The sequence below is a fragment of the Mesorhizobium sp. M0772 genome (genome assembly GCF_040320135.1).
In the GTDB taxonomy this organism is placed as follows: domain Bacteria; phylum Pseudomonadota; class Alphaproteobacteria; order Rhizobiales; family Rhizobiaceae; genus Mesorhizobium.
This window is the reverse complement of record NZ_JAMYPB010000008.1, coordinates 76,574-94,389: the sequence shown is the minus strand read 5'-3', so window position 1 is coordinate 94,389 and position 17,816 is coordinate 76,574. Positions and strand designations below refer to the sequence as shown.

15 protein-coding genes are annotated in these 17,816 nt (G+C 62.7%); 3 read left to right on the top strand and 12 right to left on the bottom strand.

Going from position 1 to position 17,816, the window contains the following annotated elements; translation table 11 throughout:
• Positions 1 to 27: 27 nt before the first annotated feature.
• Complete coding sequence (locus NKI06_RS07775; protein WP_352984750.1) at positions 28 to 2,007, bottom strand: putative bifunctional diguanylate cyclase/phosphodiesterase; 1,980 nt, start codon at positions 2,005 to 2,007, stop codon at positions 28 to 30.
• Positions 2,008 to 2,274: 267 nt separating this feature from the next.
• Here NKI06_RS07775 and NKI06_RS07770 point away from each other — a divergent pair, with 267 nt between their 5' ends.
• Entirely contained in the window at positions 2,275 to 3,321 is a 1,047-nt protein-coding gene (locus NKI06_RS07770) for a class I SAM-dependent methyltransferase (RefSeq protein WP_023693167.1), read from the top strand.
• 276 nt (positions 3,322 to 3,597) lie between these two features.
• On the opposite strand, the gene NKI06_RS07765 is transcribed toward NKI06_RS07770, so the two are convergent.
• Positions 3,598 to 4,491 carry an SDR family oxidoreductase gene (locus tag NKI06_RS07765; RefSeq protein WP_023693169.1) on the bottom strand — a complete coding sequence of 298 codons (894 nt, stop codon included), beginning with the start codon at positions 4,489 to 4,491 and terminating at the stop codon, positions 3,598 to 3,600.
• A gap of 126 nt (positions 4,492 to 4,617) precedes the next feature.
• Between NKI06_RS07765 and NKI06_RS07760 the strand changes: the two genes are divergently transcribed.
• Positions 4,618 to 5,556, top strand: coding sequence for an AraC family transcriptional regulator (locus NKI06_RS07760; protein WP_023693170.1), 939 nt, complete (start codon positions 4,618 to 4,620; stop codon positions 5,554 to 5,556).
• A gap of 769 nt (positions 5,557 to 6,325) precedes the next feature.
• On the opposite strand, the gene NKI06_RS07755 is transcribed toward NKI06_RS07760, so the two are convergent.
• The 10 genes from NKI06_RS07755 to uxaC all read right to left on the bottom strand — a co-directional run bounded on the left by NKI06_RS07755 (position 6,326) and on the right by uxaC (position 16,108).
• Positions 6,326 to 6,478: a hypothetical protein gene (locus tag NKI06_RS07755; protein ID WP_023668683.1), complete on the bottom strand. Its 153-nt coding sequence runs from the start codon at positions 6,476 to 6,478 to the stop codon at positions 6,326 to 6,328.
• Positions 6,479 to 6,873: 395 nt separating this feature from the next.
• A complete protein-coding gene (gene recQ, locus NKI06_RS07750) occupies positions 6,874 to 8,712 on the bottom strand; it encodes a DNA helicase RecQ (RefSeq protein ID WP_352984813.1) in 1,839 nt (612 codons plus the stop codon).
• 261 nt (positions 8,713 to 8,973) lie between these two features.
• Positions 8,974 to 9,312, bottom strand: a complete 339-nt coding sequence (locus tag NKI06_RS07745; RefSeq protein WP_023728679.1) for a cupin domain-containing protein — start codon at positions 9,310 to 9,312, stop codon at positions 8,974 to 8,976.
• A gap of 10 nt (positions 9,313 to 9,322) precedes the next feature.
• Positions 9,323 to 10,090 (bottom strand): 2-dehydro-3-deoxy-D-gluconate 5-dehydrogenase KduD, encoded by a 768-nt coding sequence (gene kduD, locus NKI06_RS07740; protein ID WP_352984748.1) that lies wholly within the window; start codon positions 10,088 to 10,090, stop codon positions 9,323 to 9,325.
• Positions 10,087 to 10,944: a 5-dehydro-4-deoxy-D-glucuronate isomerase gene (gene kduI / locus NKI06_RS07735; protein ID WP_352984746.1), complete on the bottom strand. Its 858-nt coding sequence runs from the start codon at positions 10,942 to 10,944 to the stop codon at positions 10,087 to 10,089. Before kduI ends, kduD begins: the two co-directional genes overlap by 4 nt.
• A 23-nt stretch (positions 10,945 to 10,967) precedes the next feature.
• Positions 10,968 to 11,744 (bottom strand): FadR/GntR family transcriptional regulator, encoded by a 777-nt coding sequence (locus tag NKI06_RS07730; RefSeq protein WP_023668680.1) that lies wholly within the window; start codon positions 11,742 to 11,744, stop codon positions 10,968 to 10,970.
• A 23-nt stretch (positions 11,745 to 11,767) separates the two neighbouring features.
• Complete coding sequence (locus NKI06_RS07725; protein ID WP_352984744.1) at positions 11,768 to 13,048, bottom strand: TRAP transporter large permease; 1,281 nt, start codon at positions 13,046 to 13,048, stop codon at positions 11,768 to 11,770.
• On the bottom strand, positions 13,049 to 13,612 hold the full coding sequence (locus NKI06_RS07720) for a TRAP transporter small permease (RefSeq protein ID WP_023688890.1): 564 nt from the start codon (positions 13,610 to 13,612) through the stop codon (positions 13,049 to 13,051).
• A 70-nt stretch (positions 13,613 to 13,682) separates the two neighbouring features.
• Complete coding sequence (locus NKI06_RS07715; protein WP_023684104.1) at positions 13,683 to 14,660, bottom strand: TRAP transporter substrate-binding protein; 978 nt, start codon at positions 14,658 to 14,660, stop codon at positions 13,683 to 13,685.
• Between the two features lie 38 nt (positions 14,661 to 14,698).
• A complete protein-coding gene (uxaC, locus tag NKI06_RS07710) occupies positions 14,699 to 16,108 on the bottom strand; it encodes a glucuronate isomerase (protein WP_352984742.1) in 1,410 nt (469 codons plus the stop codon).
• Positions 16,109 to 16,283: 175 nt separating this feature from the next.
• On the opposite strand from uxaC, the gene NKI06_RS07705 reads away from it, so the two are divergent.
• Complete coding sequence (locus tag NKI06_RS07705; protein ID WP_352984740.1) at positions 16,284 to 17,786, top strand: mannitol dehydrogenase family protein; 1,503 nt, start codon at positions 16,284 to 16,286, stop codon at positions 17,784 to 17,786.
• Positions 17,787 to 17,816 lie beyond the last annotated feature (30 nt).

Here is a 17,816-nt window from a genome sequence, read left to right as displayed (position 1 = left end):
TCCGAAGCTTCAGCGTAGAGGCTCCCGCTAGGCAACGAGGCCTTGCCTGATCTGGTTTACCTCTTCGATCGGCACGGGATGCCCGGTGAGGAAGCCCTGCATCAAATTTACCCCCAGGCGCTGCAGCAATATGTACTGCTCCTCCGTTTCGACGCCCTCGGCGAGCACGACATGGCCGAGATTGCGAAGCAGCCCGACCATGTCCCGCAACAGGCTCAAGCCACGAGACGTCTGGCAGTCGTGGAGGAAGCTGCGATCGATCTTGACCACGTCGAATTTGAAGCGGCGGAGCCATGTCAGGCCGGCAAATCCCGTTCCGAAGTCGTCCAGCCAGATCTGAACGCCGAGTTTTCGCAACCGCTCCACGTTTCTGACCGCTTGCGCCTCCAGAAAGATGTCACTGCCTTCGGTGATTTCGATGGCCAGTTTCTGGGGCGCAAGGCCGTGCCTGCCAAGGATTTCGGTGATCCGGAGCGAAAAGTTGGGAGCCTTGAGCTGAAGAACGGAGACGTTCACCGTCACGACCGAGCCCAATCCGTATTCCGTCATGTCACCGCAGGCTCGATCGATCAGCCACGTACCCAGTTCCACGATCGCTCCGGTCTGCTCGGCAACGGGTATGAATACGGACGGACTGATCATGGTGCCGTCGAAGTCGCATACCCGCATCAGACTCTCGTGGCCCAGCACGCGTCCCGACGCCAGCTCGCGAATTGGCTGGTAGGCGACAGAAACGAGCTGGTTGGAAACTGCCACCTTCAGCAGTTCTGAAAGATTTTCGCCCGAGCGATCCTGGCTGGTGGCGTGTGGGTCGTAAATCGTGAACGTAGCCCGACCGGCAAACTTGGACGCGTAGAGTGCGCGGTCAGCTTCCTGCAGCAGGATTCTAAGCTCTATGCTCTGATCGGCGCGCGTCAACGACGCTCCGGCACTGATCGTGACGATGTTGAGCTTGTCGCCCCGGTCAGGGTGATAGATATCCAAATCCTCTACAGCGCGACAGAATTTCTTCGTTATCTCATGAAGGTGAGCCCGCCCGGTGACCTTGCAGAGAATGACGAATTCTTCTCCGCCATAGCGGGCCGCGATGGCGTTGTTGGCAGCCGCCATCTCGGAGAGGACATGGGCGAGTTTGATCAGGCAATCGTCGCCGGCCTGATGACCAAGTCCGTCATTGAACCTTTTGAAGTAGTCGACGTCGATCAGAATGAGCCCTATCTCGTCGTCGTCCGCGGCCCAGTCTTCGCGCAGCTCCGAGAATTCTCGAATGATCGCCCTGCGGTTCTTCATTCCCGTGAGCGGATCGGTGTCGGCGATTTCGGTTAGCTTTTGCCCCTTCTTGATAGCAGCCTGCTCCTGGAACTGCGCCCGAAGCGCGTGCAGGAAGGTCTGGTACCGCTCCAGGCTCAGCCGCCAGGAAAGATAAAGCGACAAGACGAGGCAGTTCACGAAATAGGCCGACATCACGATGCGGCCGGCGATGTCGGCCTGAAGGGAGAACATCGCGGCGTACACAAAGCTTGCGGCGACCGTCGCGGAGGCAAGGGCTGAAAGCCAAAAACGGAAGTTGAAGAACAGATTCGCACCCAGGATGAACACTGTGCCAAAAACCATGAAATGGGAGAGGGCATCCTGATGCTCTGTTCCAACAGCGGAGACGAGCCACCCAAGGGCACCGGAGACAATCGCCAGCGCTGCTACAAGGTGCAAGGTGGCAAGGGCAAAGCCCCGTCGGGCGACAAATTCGACAAGCGCCAGGGAAGTGATCCCTAGCGTAACGCGCGTCAAAACAAGCCGGCCGGCGACATCCGGAAAGAGAAACCAATCGAAAAGGCCATAGGCCACATAGCTGAATACAGCAGCCGCAATACCCCATCGCACAAGACTGCGATTCTCATCGGCATCCTTCTGCAGGAACAGTGCCAGCAGTTCCGGATCGGCGGAATGCCACCGCGGACGTCCAATCGCTGCCGCCACCTTCTGGGCAACGTCCTCGCTCAGTTGCATCGCAACGCTCCTCCGCGATCTGCAGTAGCGAATGCAACAGCCGACGTCGCCTGCGGTCGGGGAATGAAGACGTCCCTGTCCGCAAGAAAAGTCAGATGTCGCTAACCGAGGGTAAACGGGCGGTTCGGATTTAGCCAGTTTGCAGGATTGATGGCCGTTCCGTTGATTAAAATTTTACTAAAATTTTATTAAAATTGTTAGCGTTGGTTAGCGGCGCACCTATGCTGCTGGCCGGGGACCGGGGCGGTAAACCGGAGAGTAAACGGCATGCCTATCAAGCCAAAACTGCAGCTCGACCAATACAGCCTGGTCACCACCAGGCTGATGACGAAACATGTTGCGACCTCCGAAGAGGCGGCTGACTCCGACGAGTTGAGGGACAGCACGGCCCAGCTCGCCCTGATACTGGACCTTGCTCATCAAGCCTTTGCGCGAAACAAACCGGCCGCCCCCGTCGTCCATCGTTTGGCGGGGCGACTCCACAAGCTCCGCCGGCAGGTTGCTCCCGCGGTCTGGCAGAAACTCGTTCCTTTGGCTCAGCAGCATCGGGTCGCGGAATATTTGCTCCAAGACCCGTTCACGCGGTGGTCGGTCGAAAAACCGCGCGGGTATTCAGGCGATGCAGGCCTGCTGGATATTTACTACAAGCATCCGATCGCCGACGAGATCGTGGCCTCGTCGACCTTACTTGGTCGGCAAATTTATGCGTACACCAGTGAAGCTGCCAGTTCGGTGGCGGGGCGCGAGCGGCGGGATATTCTGGCCAGGACCGTGGACGAGACGGCCAGCAGTGTGGAAAAGGCTGAGGTGTTGGCGATTGCCTGCGGCCACCTCAGGGAAGCCGAACGCTCCGATGCGTTGGCCAGGCATAAACTGCAACGTTGGATCGGCCTGGATCAGGACCCCGTCAGCGTAGCCACGGTGAACCACGACTTTGCCGGCACGGCAGTCGAGGCAGTCCAGGGTTCCGTACGCGGCATCCTGCGCCGCGCCTACGCCCTTGGCACATTCGATCTCGTCTACGCATCGGGGCTTTACGATTACCTGCCGCGTGCCATCGGCATCCGCCTGCTTCAAAGAGCCATGGAACTCGTCAAGCCCGGTGGCGAATTCCTGTTTGCCAATTTCAGCGACGAGATAACGACGGATGGTTACATGGAGACTTTCATGGATTGGCCGCTCATCCTACGTTCGGCCGACGATATGTGGGACATCATCAATGCCGCCCTCGGCGGGAGTCCTTTCGACGCGAAAGTCTACTATGGCTCGAACCGGAATATCGTTTACGGCAAGGTGAGGAAGGGCGATCTCTAACTAGGCGCGGGAATCGCGCGCGCATCCCCGTAACAAGGTAGGTCTGCCATGACGAGGCCATGCCTTCGCCGGCTTTCCGGCGACGGGCGAGCAGGTCGTCCGGGCTGCGGGCGGCCTACGCCGTGTTCGTTCTGCTTGCCGCCATACAGATGTGGCGGCGGTTCCAGCAGCACGACGGTGCTGCCCGCTCGGCGGGCTGCGTCTGGCCGTTTTGCTGGCACTGCCGCTGATCGCCAGGCTGTCGGTCGTGCAATGCAACGCGACTGGCCGGCCTGATCAGGCCTCGAAATAGCGGGCACGATCGAGATCGGCGATGAGCCCCGGCCCGGTCGGCTGCCATCCCAGCGCAGTGCGGGTCTGCTCACTTGACGCCGACAAGTCCCTGCCGATGAAATGCCCGAGAAAGCCGAAATGCGCAGCCGCGTCCTCGGGGCCTATGGAAACCACCGGCAGGCCGAGCCGGCGGCCGATGATCTCGGCGATCTCTTTGCTCGCCACGCCCTGTTCGGCAACCGCATGATAGCTGACGCCGCCCGCCCCCTTCTCCAGCGCCAGCCTGTACAGGGTGGCGGCGTCGAACCGGTGCACCGCCGCCCAGCAATTTGCGCCGTCGCCGACATAGGCCGAGACGCCCTTTTCACGCGCAATGGCAATCAGCATCGGCACGAAACCGTGATCGCCCTCGCCATGGACGGTCGGCGCCAGCCGCACCGTCGATGCGCGCACCCCGCGCGCTGCGAGCGCCACGGCCGTTGCTTCCGAAGCGCGCGGCATGGCGGCCGATGGAGGCGCGGGTTTGTCGTCTTCGGTTGCCGGCCTTCCCTGCGCAAAACCGGCGAGGCCGGAGGTGACAAGCAGCGGCCGCTCGGAACCCTCGAGCGCCGCGCCGAGCGTTTCGATGGCGCGCTGGTCAACTGCGCAACTGGCGGCGAATCTCGAAAAGTCGTGGTTGAAGGCCGTGTGGATGACGCCATCCGATTGGGTAGCGCCGCTGCGCAGGCTGTCGAAATCCTCGATATCGCCGCGATGCGCCTCGGCACCCGCGGCCACGATCGACTCCGCACCTGCTTCCGACCGCGCGAGGCCAAGCACCTGATGGCCCGCCCCGAGCAATTCCCGCACAACAGCCGAACCGACAAAACCGGTAGCCCCGGTAACGAACACACGCATGATGATTTCTCCTTGGTTTTTGTCGAACGCCGTACAGGCAGCCCGTTGCGAAGGAGATAGAAGTTTGAGATCATACGATCTATACTGTAAAATCCGAGATATCTTCGCAATCGTCCGAGAACGCTCATGGATCCGCTGTCAGACGTGCTGTCGCTACTGAAGCCGCGCAATTACCTGTCGGCTGGGCTGGAAACCGGTGGCGACTGGGCGATCCAGTTTCCTGACCAGCAGGCCGCCATCAAATGCGGCGCCGTGGTGTCCGGCCGATGCTGGCTGTCGGTCGAGGGCGTCCCTGACGCGGTGCGGCTGGACGTGGGCGACTGCTTCCTGTTGCCGCGCGGCCGGCCTTTCCGCCTTGCCAGCGATCTCGGCCTGCCGACGGTCGATGCGCGAACGATCTTTTCACCGGCGCGGACCGGCGGCATCACCGTCCATAATGGCGGCGGCGATTTCCTCCTGGTCAGCAGTCGCTTCACGCTGTCCGGCGACCATGCCGGCATCCTGTTGCGGATGCTGCCGCCCATCGTCCACATCCGCGGCGAGAGCGACCATTCGGCGCTTCGCTGGCCGGTGGAGCGGATGATGCAGGAATTGCGCCAGCGGCGTCCCGGCGGCTTTCTCATCGTCGAGCACCTCGCCCACATGATCCTGATCGAGGCCTTGCGCCTGCATATGACCGCGCAAGGCAATGTCGGCTGGCTGTTCGCACTCACCGACAGGCAGATCGGCGCGGCGATCGGCGCCATGCACGAGGACCCGGCGCATGGCTGGACATTGCAGCAACTGGCGGAGCGCGCCGGCATGTCGCGATCGACTTTTGCGCTCAGATTCAAGCAGACGGTCGGGGCCTCACCCCTGGATTATCTGACGCGCTGGCGCATGATGCTGGCCGGCGACAGGCTGATGCATTCCGGCGATCCGGTTTCCGTCATCGCGCTGGCGCTCGGCTACGAATCCGAAAGCGCCTTCAGCACGGCATTCAAGCGCGTCATGGGCTGTTCGCCGCGGCAGTACAGCCGCCGGGAGCCGGACCTGACTGCGCAGGCCGAACGCGAAGCCGCCTGAGGCGGCGATCCGATCGCCCTTGATCACCTTGCCCTTAAAGGCTGTAGCGCGAACGAAACTCGGTGAACGACATCGCCAGATGGTTCTCGTCCACATGGCCGGTGATTCCGTCCACACTGCGCGAGTCGAGTTGTAGCGGGCGAGCCAGAGCGGACAATTGCCGAAGCCGCTCGGATTTCCCAGCGCGCTTCGACCGCTGCGGCCCTTCTGCTCAAATCGATCCCTTGCTTGCTCCATGGCATGCGCTTGACAATCGACTGATTCGCAACCCTTCGGGAATATAAGTATTCCAGTTAACTTAGGGATAATCGGCAGCAGGAACTAGATTTCAGACGCTCAATTGGCACGAGCAAAATCGCGTTTTTCATGCTTTCAGAATGACTTGCTCGCGTGCTGGCGGTTAACCGGCACCAACTTCTCCGATTTCCTTGCCTCTACGGCTGGGTAGCGCAATAGGGTTAATTGCGCGATTGCTAATATGCCTATATCTTAGGCGGCGCGGGGGGCCTCATATCTTCCCGCAGTGGCCGGTGCGGTGAAGCCCCACAAGCATGCCCAACCTGCACCGGCCATTCCCTATGGCTGGGTATGGTGTTCCCGCTCGGCAACTTTTCCAAGAGCTTCCGTGAAGCCTCTAGGACGCGTCGCGTTTCGGCGATGGTCGATTGCAGGGAGTCCAGTTGGCTCTCCGCTCGGAGCTGGCTACGGCGGGCGCTTTCAATGAACTGGTGGTCAGGTTCCCACCGGTCTTTCATCGGGCTTAGCCTCTCTACAGACGAACGAACTTGTCGAGATGCAGGCGTATCCGCTGGCCCTCAGCATAGGACAGCGCAAACGGTTCAATCACGAATGATCGGGTAATTTCCTGGTCTTCCTTGGCCACAGGAACGGACCATCCGCCGCCGGCTTCGACCACTTCCACGCAAGGCAATGCTTTGCGGATTGGACCCACGTTTCCACCACAGCCTCTATACGAAAAGCAATGGTAACCTCGAGTTTTATACTGCCGTCGAAAGCGGGTTTTCAACAACAAAGATGGTCTGAATCATACCATTCGGCTCAGCGGATAGCGGCTGCCGACGTAGCGTCTCCAAGGCCAAGAAAACCGCCACCCGCGCGCAACAGCGGGATCCATAGTCACGGCTACATCCGAAGAATCGACCGCATAGATTCAGGAATGTGTGTTGTCGTCACGGTTCCATACAATTTGGAAGGCCATTCCCCTACGGCAGGGTAGCGCCAAAATGAAAGGATAAGCGGGCGGGCAAGTTGAAGGCGTACTGATGCCGGATCGGGCTTTGGTCCAGCAAAAGCCTCTCAGCCTGACGCCTCGGAAAAGTGCGCGGCAATGGCGCTCAGAAAAACCTTGCCGAACTCCTTGAGCTTGGCCGCGCCGACGCCGTTGACCCCGGCGAAATCGTCGAGGTCTTGCGGACGACGCTCGGCCATGTCGATCAGTGTACGATCCGAAAACACCACATAGGCCGGCACCTGGCGTTCCTTGGCCAGCCGCAGCCGCAGCGTCTTGAGCGCCGCGAGCAGCGACGCATCTACATTTTCGCTCTGGGGGCTCTGCCCGGCGCGAGCCGCGCGGCGCGCGGCGCGCGTGCGCATCTCGACCCGATACTGGAACGGCACCTCGCCCCGGCCGAGTGCGTGGCCCTTGTCCGCGATGGCCAACCCGCCATGGCCGGCCGGGTCCGGCATCAGGAAACCGTTCGCGACCAGCTGGCGAATCATAGATTGCCAAAAATCCTTCTTGTGCGCGGCGCCATTGCCGAAGGCTGCCAGCCTGTGATGCCCCCTTGCCGCGATCTTTTCAGTCTCGTGGCCGATCAGGATGTCGATGACATGGCCGGCGCCGAAGCGCTCGCCGCTCTGCGCCACCGCCGCCAGGATGAGGCGCGCCTCGGCGGTGCCGTCGGCGCGCGGCGCCTGTTCCAGGCAATTGTCGCAATTGCCGCAAGGGACCGCCTCTTCACCGAAATAGCCGAGCAGCACCTGGCGGCGGCACTCGGCCGTCTCGCAATAGCCGATCAGCGTATCGAGCCGGCCATGCGAGCGGCGCTTGTGTTCGACAGCGGCGTCCTCGTCGTCGATGAACATGCGGCGCATGCGGATGTCGCCAAGGCCGTAAAGCATATGCGCCTCCGCCGCCCGGCCGTCGCGACCGGCGCGGCCGATTTCCTGGTAATAGGCCTCGAGGCTGCCCGGCAGGTCGGTGTGGAAGACATACGCGACATCAGGCTTGTCGATCCCCATGCCGAAGGCGATGGTCGCCACCATGACGACGCCCGACAGCGTCATGAAGGCGTTCTGGTTGGCATCACGCGCCTCCTTGCTCATGCCGGCGTGATAGGCGAGCGCGGCGACGCCGTTCTTTTCGAGGAATGCCGCCATCTCTTCGGTCTTCTTGCGCGACAGGCAGTAGACGATGCCGCTGCGCCCCTGATGGCGCTCGATGAAGTTGAGCAACTGCCGCTTGCTGTCCTGCTTGGGCTCGATGGCAAGCTTGATGTTGGGCCGGTCGAAGCCAAGCACCTGCGTTTCGACACGCCCGCCAAACAGCCGTCTCTCGATGTCTGCCCGCGTCGTCTCGTCCGCCGTCGCCGTCACCGCAATGATCGGTACGTCGGGAAAGATGCCACGCAGCTGCGACAGGTCTTCATATTCGCGCCGGAACGCCGGCCCCCACTGCGAAATGCAATGCGCCTCGTCGATGGCGATCAGGCTGACATCGAGCCTGGCAAGCGCATCCAGCATCCGCTCGGTCATCAGCCGTTCCGGCGCGAGGTAGAGCAGCCGCGTCTGGCCCGACGCGACGCGGCGCCATGCCGCGACATTGGCATCACGGTCGATCGAGGAATTGATCGTATCGGCGGCGACGCCGGCGAGGCGCAGTGCCGCGACCTGATCCTGCATCAGCGCCACTAGCGGCGAAACGACAATGGTCAGCCCACCCTTGACCAGCGCCGGAACCTGGTAGCACAGCGATTTGCCGGCACCCGTCGGCATGACGGCCAGCACATGGCGGCCGCCAAGCAGCGCCTCCATCACCGCGGCCTGTCCGGGACGGAAATCGTCGAAGCCGAACACGTCCTTGAGGACGCGCCGTTTGGGATCGTGCGTCGGCACGCTTGTCGTCGATATCTGCATCACTGATGTTTCGATCGGCCGCCCGAAGCAGCGGCGTGGACAGAACGATTAGCGCAGCCCCTGCATGACCACAACAAGCAGCAGCAACACCCCACCGGCGATCGACCTGATTGGCATCGTTAAACCTATCTTCACCATGTTGCGGCACCGTCCAACCCTGCGGCGATGTTTCGAGTACCGCTGCGCCACGAGCGCACAGGCAACAGCCCGCGCCTCCCCAGGAGGCGCGGGTTTCCTGTTTCTGGAATTGCCGAAAAAGGTTCAGGCCAGGAAATCGGCGCGGTGCGGGGTAAAGCTGTCGACCAGGCGCCCGGCCTCCAGCGCCTTGACGCCGTGCACCAGATTGGACGGCACGATGAAGCTGCCGCCGGTCTCGATGGTCGCGGTGCGGCCGTCGATGGTCACCTCGAAGCGGCCTTCGGCGACATAGCTGGCCTGGACATGCGGGTGCGAATGCAGCGCGCCGACGCCGCCCTTGTCGAAGCCGAACTCGACCATCATCAGCTCATCGGTGGAGACGAGAACGCGCCGCCTGTTGCCGTCCGGCGTCGGCGTCCACGCGCTCTCGCCGGGTTGGGCGAAAATCTTATGCTCGATCATGACTGTTTCCTCATCGCGCCAGCCAGCCGCCATCCACCGGGATCACGGTGCCGTGCATATAGTCGGATGCGGGGGCCAGCAGGAAGACAGCGGCGTCGCCTATGTCTTCCGGTCCGCCCCAGCGCCCGGCCGGGACGCGCGCCAATATAGCGGCGCTGCGGTCGGGATCGGCGCGCAACGCCTCGGTGTTGTTGGTTTCAATATAGCCGGGCGCAATGGCATTGACATTGATGCCTTTGGCCGCCCATTCGCAGGCAAGCAGCCGGGTCACGCCGAGCGCGCCATGTTTCGACGCGGTATAGGACGCGACGCGGATGCCGCCCTGGAAACTCAGCACCGAGGCGATGTTGACGATCTTGCCGCGCCGCCTCGGGTCGGTTAGCACGCGCCTAGCAAAACCTTGGCTGAGAAAGAACAGCGTCTTCAGATTGACGTCGATGACGTCGTCCCAGTCGGCCTCGGAGAAATAGACCGCATCGGCGCGGCGGATGATGCCGGCATTGTTGACCAGCCCGTCGATCGGGCCGGTCTTCTCCCACACCTGGTCGAGCATGGCCTTGGCGGCAACATGATCGGCGAGATCGCACCGCACCGCCTCGAACTGGCCACCGGCTTCCGCGACTTGTCTTTCCGTGTCGTCCATCACAGAGCGGCCGACACCGATGACGATGCCGCCGGCGCGCGCGATCGAGACCGCGATGCCCTGGCCGATGCCGGTGTTTGCGCCGGTGACCAGGATACGCTTGCCGGCCAGGCTGAAGGAGGAATGGCCGCTCAACGCAGTTCGCCCAGCGGCACCGGGTCGACATCGGTGTAGTCGACATTGTCGCCGGCCATCGCCCAGACGAAGGCGTAGTTCGAGGTGCCGACCCCGGAATGGATCGACCAACCCGGCGACAGCACTGCCTCCTCATTGGCCATGACGATGTGGCGGGTTTCGTCCGGCTCGCCCATGAAATGGAAGACGCGCGCCGTCTCCGGCAGGTCGAAATAGAGATAGGCCTCCATGCGCCGGTCATGCACATGGCAAGGGATGGTGTTCCACACCGAGCCCGGCGCCAGCTGCGTCATGCCGACGACCAGCTGGCAGGTCTTGACCCCATCGGCATGGATGAACTGGAAGATCGAGCGCTCGTTGCAGCTTTCCTTGCTGCCGAGATCGAGACGCTTGGCATCGCCGATGCGGATCAGCCGGTTGGGATAGGTGTGATGCGCCGGCGCGCTGAGCAGGTAGAATTTGGCAGGCTGGCCCGCATCGGCCGACGCGAACGAAACGTCGGTGATGCCCATGCCGAGATAGAGCATGTCGCGCGCCTGCAACGGGTGGGCCTCGCCATTCGCCGTCACTGAGCCGGCGCCGCCGATATTGACGATGATCAACTCACGGCGATCGAGAAAATTCTTGGTGCCCGTCGGCTTGATCGCTTCCAGCGGCAGCGGCGCTGCCGCCGGCACGGCGCCGCCGACGATCATGCGGTCATAATGGGTGTAGGTCAGGCTGACGCGTCCCGGTTGGAACAGGTCGTCAATATGGAAGTTGTGCCGCAGTTCGTCGGTTCCCATGGACGCCGCGGCGACCGGGCCGATGGCGAAACGCGAGGTGAATTCGGTATGCGGGTGACTTTGAGTCATTGCTGCTCCAGCTGAATGAATGGCTATTTGGTTGCCGACGCCTTGACCGAGTCGGCGTAGTAGACCTGGCGGGCGTGCAGCCGCTCGCGGTAGCGCTCTTGGCTGGCGGTGAGATGAGCGCGCATCGCCTCGCGCGCGGCTTCGGCGTCGCCTGAGGTGATCGCATTCAGGATCACCAGATGCTCGCGTTGCAGCCCTCGCTGATAGCTGTCGGATTGCACCAGTTCGGTCGACCAGGGCGAGGTCACGTCGCAGGGAATGGCGCGGCGGCCCAGCACATCGAGCATCTCGACATAGAACGGGTTGTTGGTGGCGCTGGCGATCGCACGGTGGAAGGCGAGATCGGCCGGGCCGGTCGGCTCGCTGTTGAGAAGCAGCCGTTCGAACTCGAAGAAGGCTTCCTGGATCGCTGCTTCCTGCGCGGCGTTGCGGCGAATGGCGGCGAGCCCGGCCGATTCGATTTCGACGGCCAGGCGCACTTCGAGCACATTGAGCGCGATGGAATCCTTGCTGCCCATGTCGGCGGCGAGAGCGCCGAACATCGTTGAGATGTGCTCGGTGACGAACACGCCGGCGCCCTGGCGCGCCTCGACCAGCCCGTCGGCGGCGAGCTTGGCCAGCGCTTCGCGGATGACGGTGCGGCTGACGCCGAAGGTCTCGGTCAGCTGGCCCTCGGTCGGCAATTTGTAGCCGGGCAGGATCTCGCCCGCCTGCAACTGCTTGCGGATCGCCGCAACGACGGTCTCCGACAGTTTGGGTTTTCTCTCGACCCTGAGATCAACAGCGCTATCCGATGCCATATCGCACCCCTGTTTGAAGACGCCTATTTGAACACGCTCGGCAACCAGAGCGAAATCGCCGGAATATAGGTGACCAGCCCCAGGACCACGATGCCCGCGCCATAGAACGGCCAGATCGAGCGCATCGCTTCCCAGACCGTAATCTTGCCGACGGCACAGGCGACGAACTGCACCGTGCCGACCGGTGGCGTGTTGAGCCCAATGCCGAGATTGAGGATGGTGATGACGCCGAAATGCACGGGGTCGACGCCGTAATGGGTGACCAGCGGCAGGAAGATCGGCGTGCAGATGATGATCATCGGCCCCATGTCCATGAAGGTGCCGAGCAGCAGCATCAAGACGTTGAGCAGAAGCAGCACCACCAGCGGATCGGTGGAGATGGCGTTCATGCCTGCGATCAGCAGCACCGGCACTTTGAGATAGGCCATCAGCCAGCTGAACGAGGCCGCCGTGCCGATGATCAGCAGCACCATTGAGGTCGTGCGCACCGCGCCCTTTGTGGCATGGACGAAATCGCCCCAGGCCATCGACCGGTAGACGAAGACGGTGACCAGCAAGGCGTAGATGATGGCGATGCAGGAGCTTTCCGTCGCCGTGAAAACGCCCGAGCGAACGCCGCCGAAGATGATCCCGATAAGCAGAAGTCCCGGGATGGCGATGACCGCCAGCTCGCCGACACGCGAGAAGCCGGGAAAGGCCTCGACCGGGTAGCCTCGGCTGCGGGCGACGAAATAGGCAGTGACCATCAGCGAAGCGGCGAACAGCAGGCCAGGCAGGATACCGGCGGTGAACAGGTCGGCGATCGAAATCTTGCCGCCGCCGGCGATCGAATAGATGATCATGTTCTGCGACGGCGGCAGAAGCAGCGCGATCAGCGCCGCCATCGACGTCACGTTGACGGCGTAGTCGGCGCCGTAGCCGCGCGCTTTCATCTGCGGGATCATCAGCCCGCCGACGGCAGCGGCTTCCGCCACCGCCGAGCCGGAAATGCCGCCGAACAACGTCGCGGCGATGATGTTGACCTGACCGAGCCCACCGCGGACATGACCGACCAGCGAGCCGGCAAAGGAAACGATGCGTTGCGCGATGCCGCCGCGCACCATCAGATCGCCCGCAAAGATGAAGAACGGGATCGCCATCAGTGAGAACGCCGACATGCCCGACTTCAATTGCTGGAACACCACCAGGGGCGGCAGGCCGAGATAAAGCACGGTGGCGAAGGACGCCGCACCCAGGCAAAAGGCGATCGGCGTGCCGGCAAACATCAAAAACGTGAAGACGCCAAACAGGATCCAGAGTTCCATCTAGGCCTCCTGCACGGCCGGCATTTCCGGCACTTCCTCGAGATTGATATCCTTGTCGATGTCGGCGCCGGACCAGCGCAGCACGATGCGTTCGGCCGAGAACAGGCAGATCAGAAAGCCGCCAGCGACCAGCGGCAGATAGTCGAAACCGCCGGGAAGCTCGAGCGCCGGGATGATGGTCCGCCAGGTCAGCCCGACCAGCTTGCAGCCGTACCAGACCATGCCGAAGCCGAAGCCGAACGCAATCAGGTCGGACAGGGTGCGCAGCGCCCATTTGCTGCCCTTGGGCAGGATATAGAGCAGCACGTCGAAGCCCATATGGTAATTCTCGCGCACGCCGACGGCAGCGCCCAGGAAAATGAACCAGTTCATCAGCATGATGGCGGTGACTTCGGTCCAGCTCGGTGACGCGTTGAGCACGAAGCGGGAAAACACCTGGTAGGCAACAAGCGCGGTCATGGCGACCATCCCGATGCCCGCGAGATAGAGCGCACCGTCGCAAATCTTCGAAAGCACCGCGCTGAAGCGCGGTGGCGCTCCGCTCCTGGCCGTTCCCGCAGTCATCCGATCCTCCCGGTCTTTCCGTCCCCTAAAAGCGATTGGCGGGGCGGCGCCATGCCGCCCCGCCAGAAAATCACTTGGTCGCCTGGATGCGCGTCGCGAGGTCCTTGAGCTCCGGCGTCTTCAGATACTTGTCGTAGACCGGCTTCATCGCATCGATCAGCGGCTGCTTGTCGATCTCGCTGACCTTGACGCCGGCCTTCTCGACGATCTCTCGCGACTTCTTCTCCTGAGCGTCCCACAATTCGCGCATCTTGACGACGCTGTCCTTGGCCGCCTGCTTGACGATCGCCTGGTCTTCCGGCGTCAGTCTGTCCCAGCTCGATTTCGACATCACCAGCACTTCCGGCACGATCTGGTGCTGGTCGACGGTATAGTGCTTGGCGACTTCGTAGTGCTTGGCGGATTCGAAGCTGGGCCAGTTGTTCTCGGCGCCGTCGATGACTCCGGTTTCGAGCGCCGAATAGACCTCGCCATAGGCCATCGGCGTGGCATTTGCGCCAAGCGCGTTGACCATGTCGACGAACACGTCGGACTGGATGACGCGGAACTTCATGCCTTTCAGATCGGCGATCGAGGTGATGTCCTTCTTGGTGTTGTAGAAGGAACGGGCGCCGGAATCGTAGAAGGCAAGGCCGACCAGATCATGCGTCTCGAAGGCCTTGAGGATCTCGTCGCCGATCGGCCCGTCCATGACATGGCGCATGTGCTCGACCGAACGGAACATGTAGGGCAGCGACGGCACCGCGGTTTCCGGCACGATGCCGTTGAACGGACCCATCGAGACGCGGTTCAGATCGATGACACCGGTCTGCGTCTGCTCGATCGTGTCCTTTTCCTCGCCGAGCTGCGCCGAATGATAGACCTCGACCGAATAGCGGCCGGCGGTGCGCTCCTTGATGAGCTCGCCGAGATATTTGACCGCCTCGACAGTCGGATACCCGTCCGGATGGGTGTCGGCCGAGCGCAGTACGGTCTGGGCGCCGGCAACGCCGATCATCAGCGAGCCGAAGGCGAATGTGGCTGCCATCAGTTTTGAAAAATGCAACATGACTGTCTTCCTCCCTTTTAAAATTCCACGCGCCCGGCTCACAGCCGGTACGCCTTCTTGGCAAGCGTGTAGGCAAGCTCCCGCGCCAGCTCATGCGCCTCGTCCTCACGCAGCCGGTGCTCGGCGATGAGACGGGCGAGAAAGGCGCAGTCAACCCGGCGCGCCACATCGTGACGGGCGGGAATCGACGGAAAGGCACGGGTGTCATCGTTGAAGCCGACGGTGTTGTAGAAGCCGGCGGTCTCGGTGGTCATCTCGCGGAACCGGCGCATGCCTTCCGGACTGTCGTGGAACCACCAGGCCGGCCCGAGCTTCAACGCCGGATAGACGCCGGCCAGCGGCGCCAGTTCGCGCGCGTAGCTGGTCTCGTCGAGCGTGAACAGAATGATGGAGAGGTCGCGCTCCAGCCCGACGCAGTCGAGCAAGGGTTTGAGCGCCGCGGCATAGTCGGTGCGGGTCGGAATATCGAAGCCTTTGTCGCGGCCGAATTTTTGGAAAACACCAGGCGAGTGGTTGCGCCAGGAGCCGGGATGGATCTGCATGACCAGCCCGTCGTCGCGGCTCATCTTGGCCATTTCGGTCAGCATCTGGGCGCGAAACAGTTTGCGCTCGCGCTCGTCGTCCGAGCCGCGGCGGATGCGGTTGAACAGCTCTTCCGCCGCCGCATCGGAAAGATTGGCGGTCTCGGCCGTCGGATGGCCGTGATCCGACGAGGTTGCGCCGAAACTTTTGAAGAAGGCGCGGCGCTGGCGATGGGCGTCGAGATAGCCGACCCATGTGCCGGTGTCGCAGCCGGCGATCTCGCCCAGACGATCGAGATTGGCCGAAAATCCTTCGAAGTCGGGATCGACGACGGCATCCGGCCTGTAGGCAGTGACGACGCGGCCCTGCCAGCCGCTGTCGCGGATCGTTTTGTGCCATTGGAGATCGTCGAGTGCGCCCTCGGTCGTCGCGATGACCTCGATGTTGAAGCGCTCGAACAGCGCGCGTGGGCGATAATCGTCGCGCTGCAAAAGCGCCGCGATGGTGTCGTAATGGCGGCCAGCGGTGCTGGCGTTGAGCGGCTCTTCGATGCCGAACAGATGCTCGAGCACATGGTCGAGCCACAACCGCGTCGGCGTGCCGCGGAAGAGGTAATAGTGCTCGGCGAAGCGCCGCCAGATCGCCCTGGGATCGGTCTCGACCGGCGAGCCGTCGTGGGTCGGGACGCCGAGATCTTCCAGCCGCACGCCCTGGCTGAACAGCATACGGAAAATGTAGTGGTCGGGCACCACCAGCAATTGCGCGGGATCGGGGAATGGCTCGTTGAGCGCATACCAACGCGGATCGGTGTGGCCGTGCGGGCTGATGATCGGCAGGTCCTTGATGCCGGCATGGAGATCGCGCGCGATCGACAGCGCGCGCCCTTCGGCGGCAAAAAGCAGATCCGGATCGGTCAGTCCCGCCACGTCGTTCCTCCCAGGGGCGATATCGGTAGGATTGGAAAGAAATAATGTCAACATACAAAAACTGGATTGTTGTATGATGACTTTTAACCGGCGTCAGGTCATTGTGCAGCGGAAGAGCGGATGTTACGCCGCTAGCAGATCCCGCCCCGCACACCATCCAGCGACAAGCCGCGCCATGACCAGCAGACGCCTCTCCAACGCAACAGTGCAATCCTTGCCGGCCTCGGTCGCGGTCCCCCCCTATGATCGCGCCAGTGTCGCCCCAGGCATCGTCCATCTCGGCGTTGGAGCCTTCCACCGTGCCCATCAGGCCGCCTATGTCGATGACTGCCTAGCGGCCGGCGAGACCGGCTGGGGCATTGTCGGCGTCTCGCTGCGCAGCCCCGACACGCGCGATGCGCTGACGCCACAGGACGGGCTCTACACGCTGGCGGTGCGCGGCAGCGATGGCGAAGCGCTGCACATTATCGGCTCGATCCAGTCGATGCTGGTCGCGCCGGAAGACCCCGGCGCAGTGCTGGCCGCGCTGACCGACCCGCGCACCCGCATCGTCACCCTGACCATCACCGAAAAGGCCTATCTCAGGGCCGCCGACGGCAGCCTCGACGAAAACCATCCCGATATCGTCCACGATCTGGGCAATCCCGGATCTCCCAGGACAGCGCATGGATTCCTGGCGGAAGCGCTGGTGCGACGCCGGGCCGCCGGCACGCCGCCCTTCACCGTGCTTTGCTGCGACAACCTGCCGGCCAATGGCGCCACGCTGCACCGGCTGCTGGTCGGGTTTGCAAAACTGCGCGATGCCGGCGCTGCTGCTTCAGGCGACGCTGCCCTCGCCGGTCATATAGCCGATGACGTTGCATTCCCATCGAGCATGGTCGACCGCATCGTGCCGGCAACCACCGATGCCGACCGGGCGCGCATCGCGGTCGAACTCGGCCTCGAGGACGCCTGGCCGGTGATGACCGAACCGTTCCGGCAATGGGTGATCGAAAACAGGTTTCCAGCCGGCCGCCCGGCCTGGGAGAAATTCGGCGTCACCATGGTCGAGGATGTCCGGCCGTTCGAGGACATGAAGCTTCGGCTGCTCAACGGCGCCCATTCGGGCATCGCCTATATCGGCCTGCTCAGCGGCCACGTCACCGTCGACCGCGCCTTCGCGGATCCCGCGATCCGCGCGTTCGTCGACCGGCTCTGGGCCGAGGCCATCCCGACATTGCCTGGGGATGCCGGGCTCGACACGTCAGCCTATACGGCCGAACTTGCCGAACGTTTCTCCAACACCGCGCTGGCCCACCGCACCGCGCAGATCGCCAATGACGGCAGCCAGAAATTGCCGCAGCGCATTGTCGCTGCCGCCATCGAGTGCATCCAGGCCGGCCTGGTCCCGGAGCATCTGACGCTGGTGATCGCCGCCTGGATCGCCGCCTGCGAGGCGCGCGGCAAGGACCTGCCGGAAGCCCACTTTACCGATCCGCTCGACGCGGCGCTGGCGGCGCTCGACGAACGACGGATGCTGGAACGAGTAGCGGCGGTGTTCGACTGGGCCGGCTTCGCCAGCGGCAAGCCCGAGCGGCAGACGCTGATCGAACTGGTCGCCGCTCATCGCGAGCATATCCTGCAAGGCGGGATCGTGCTTGCGCTCTCAGCGCTCGGCATACCGGGAAAGACCAGGTGACCTGAAGTCGCCCGGATACAAAAAGCCGGG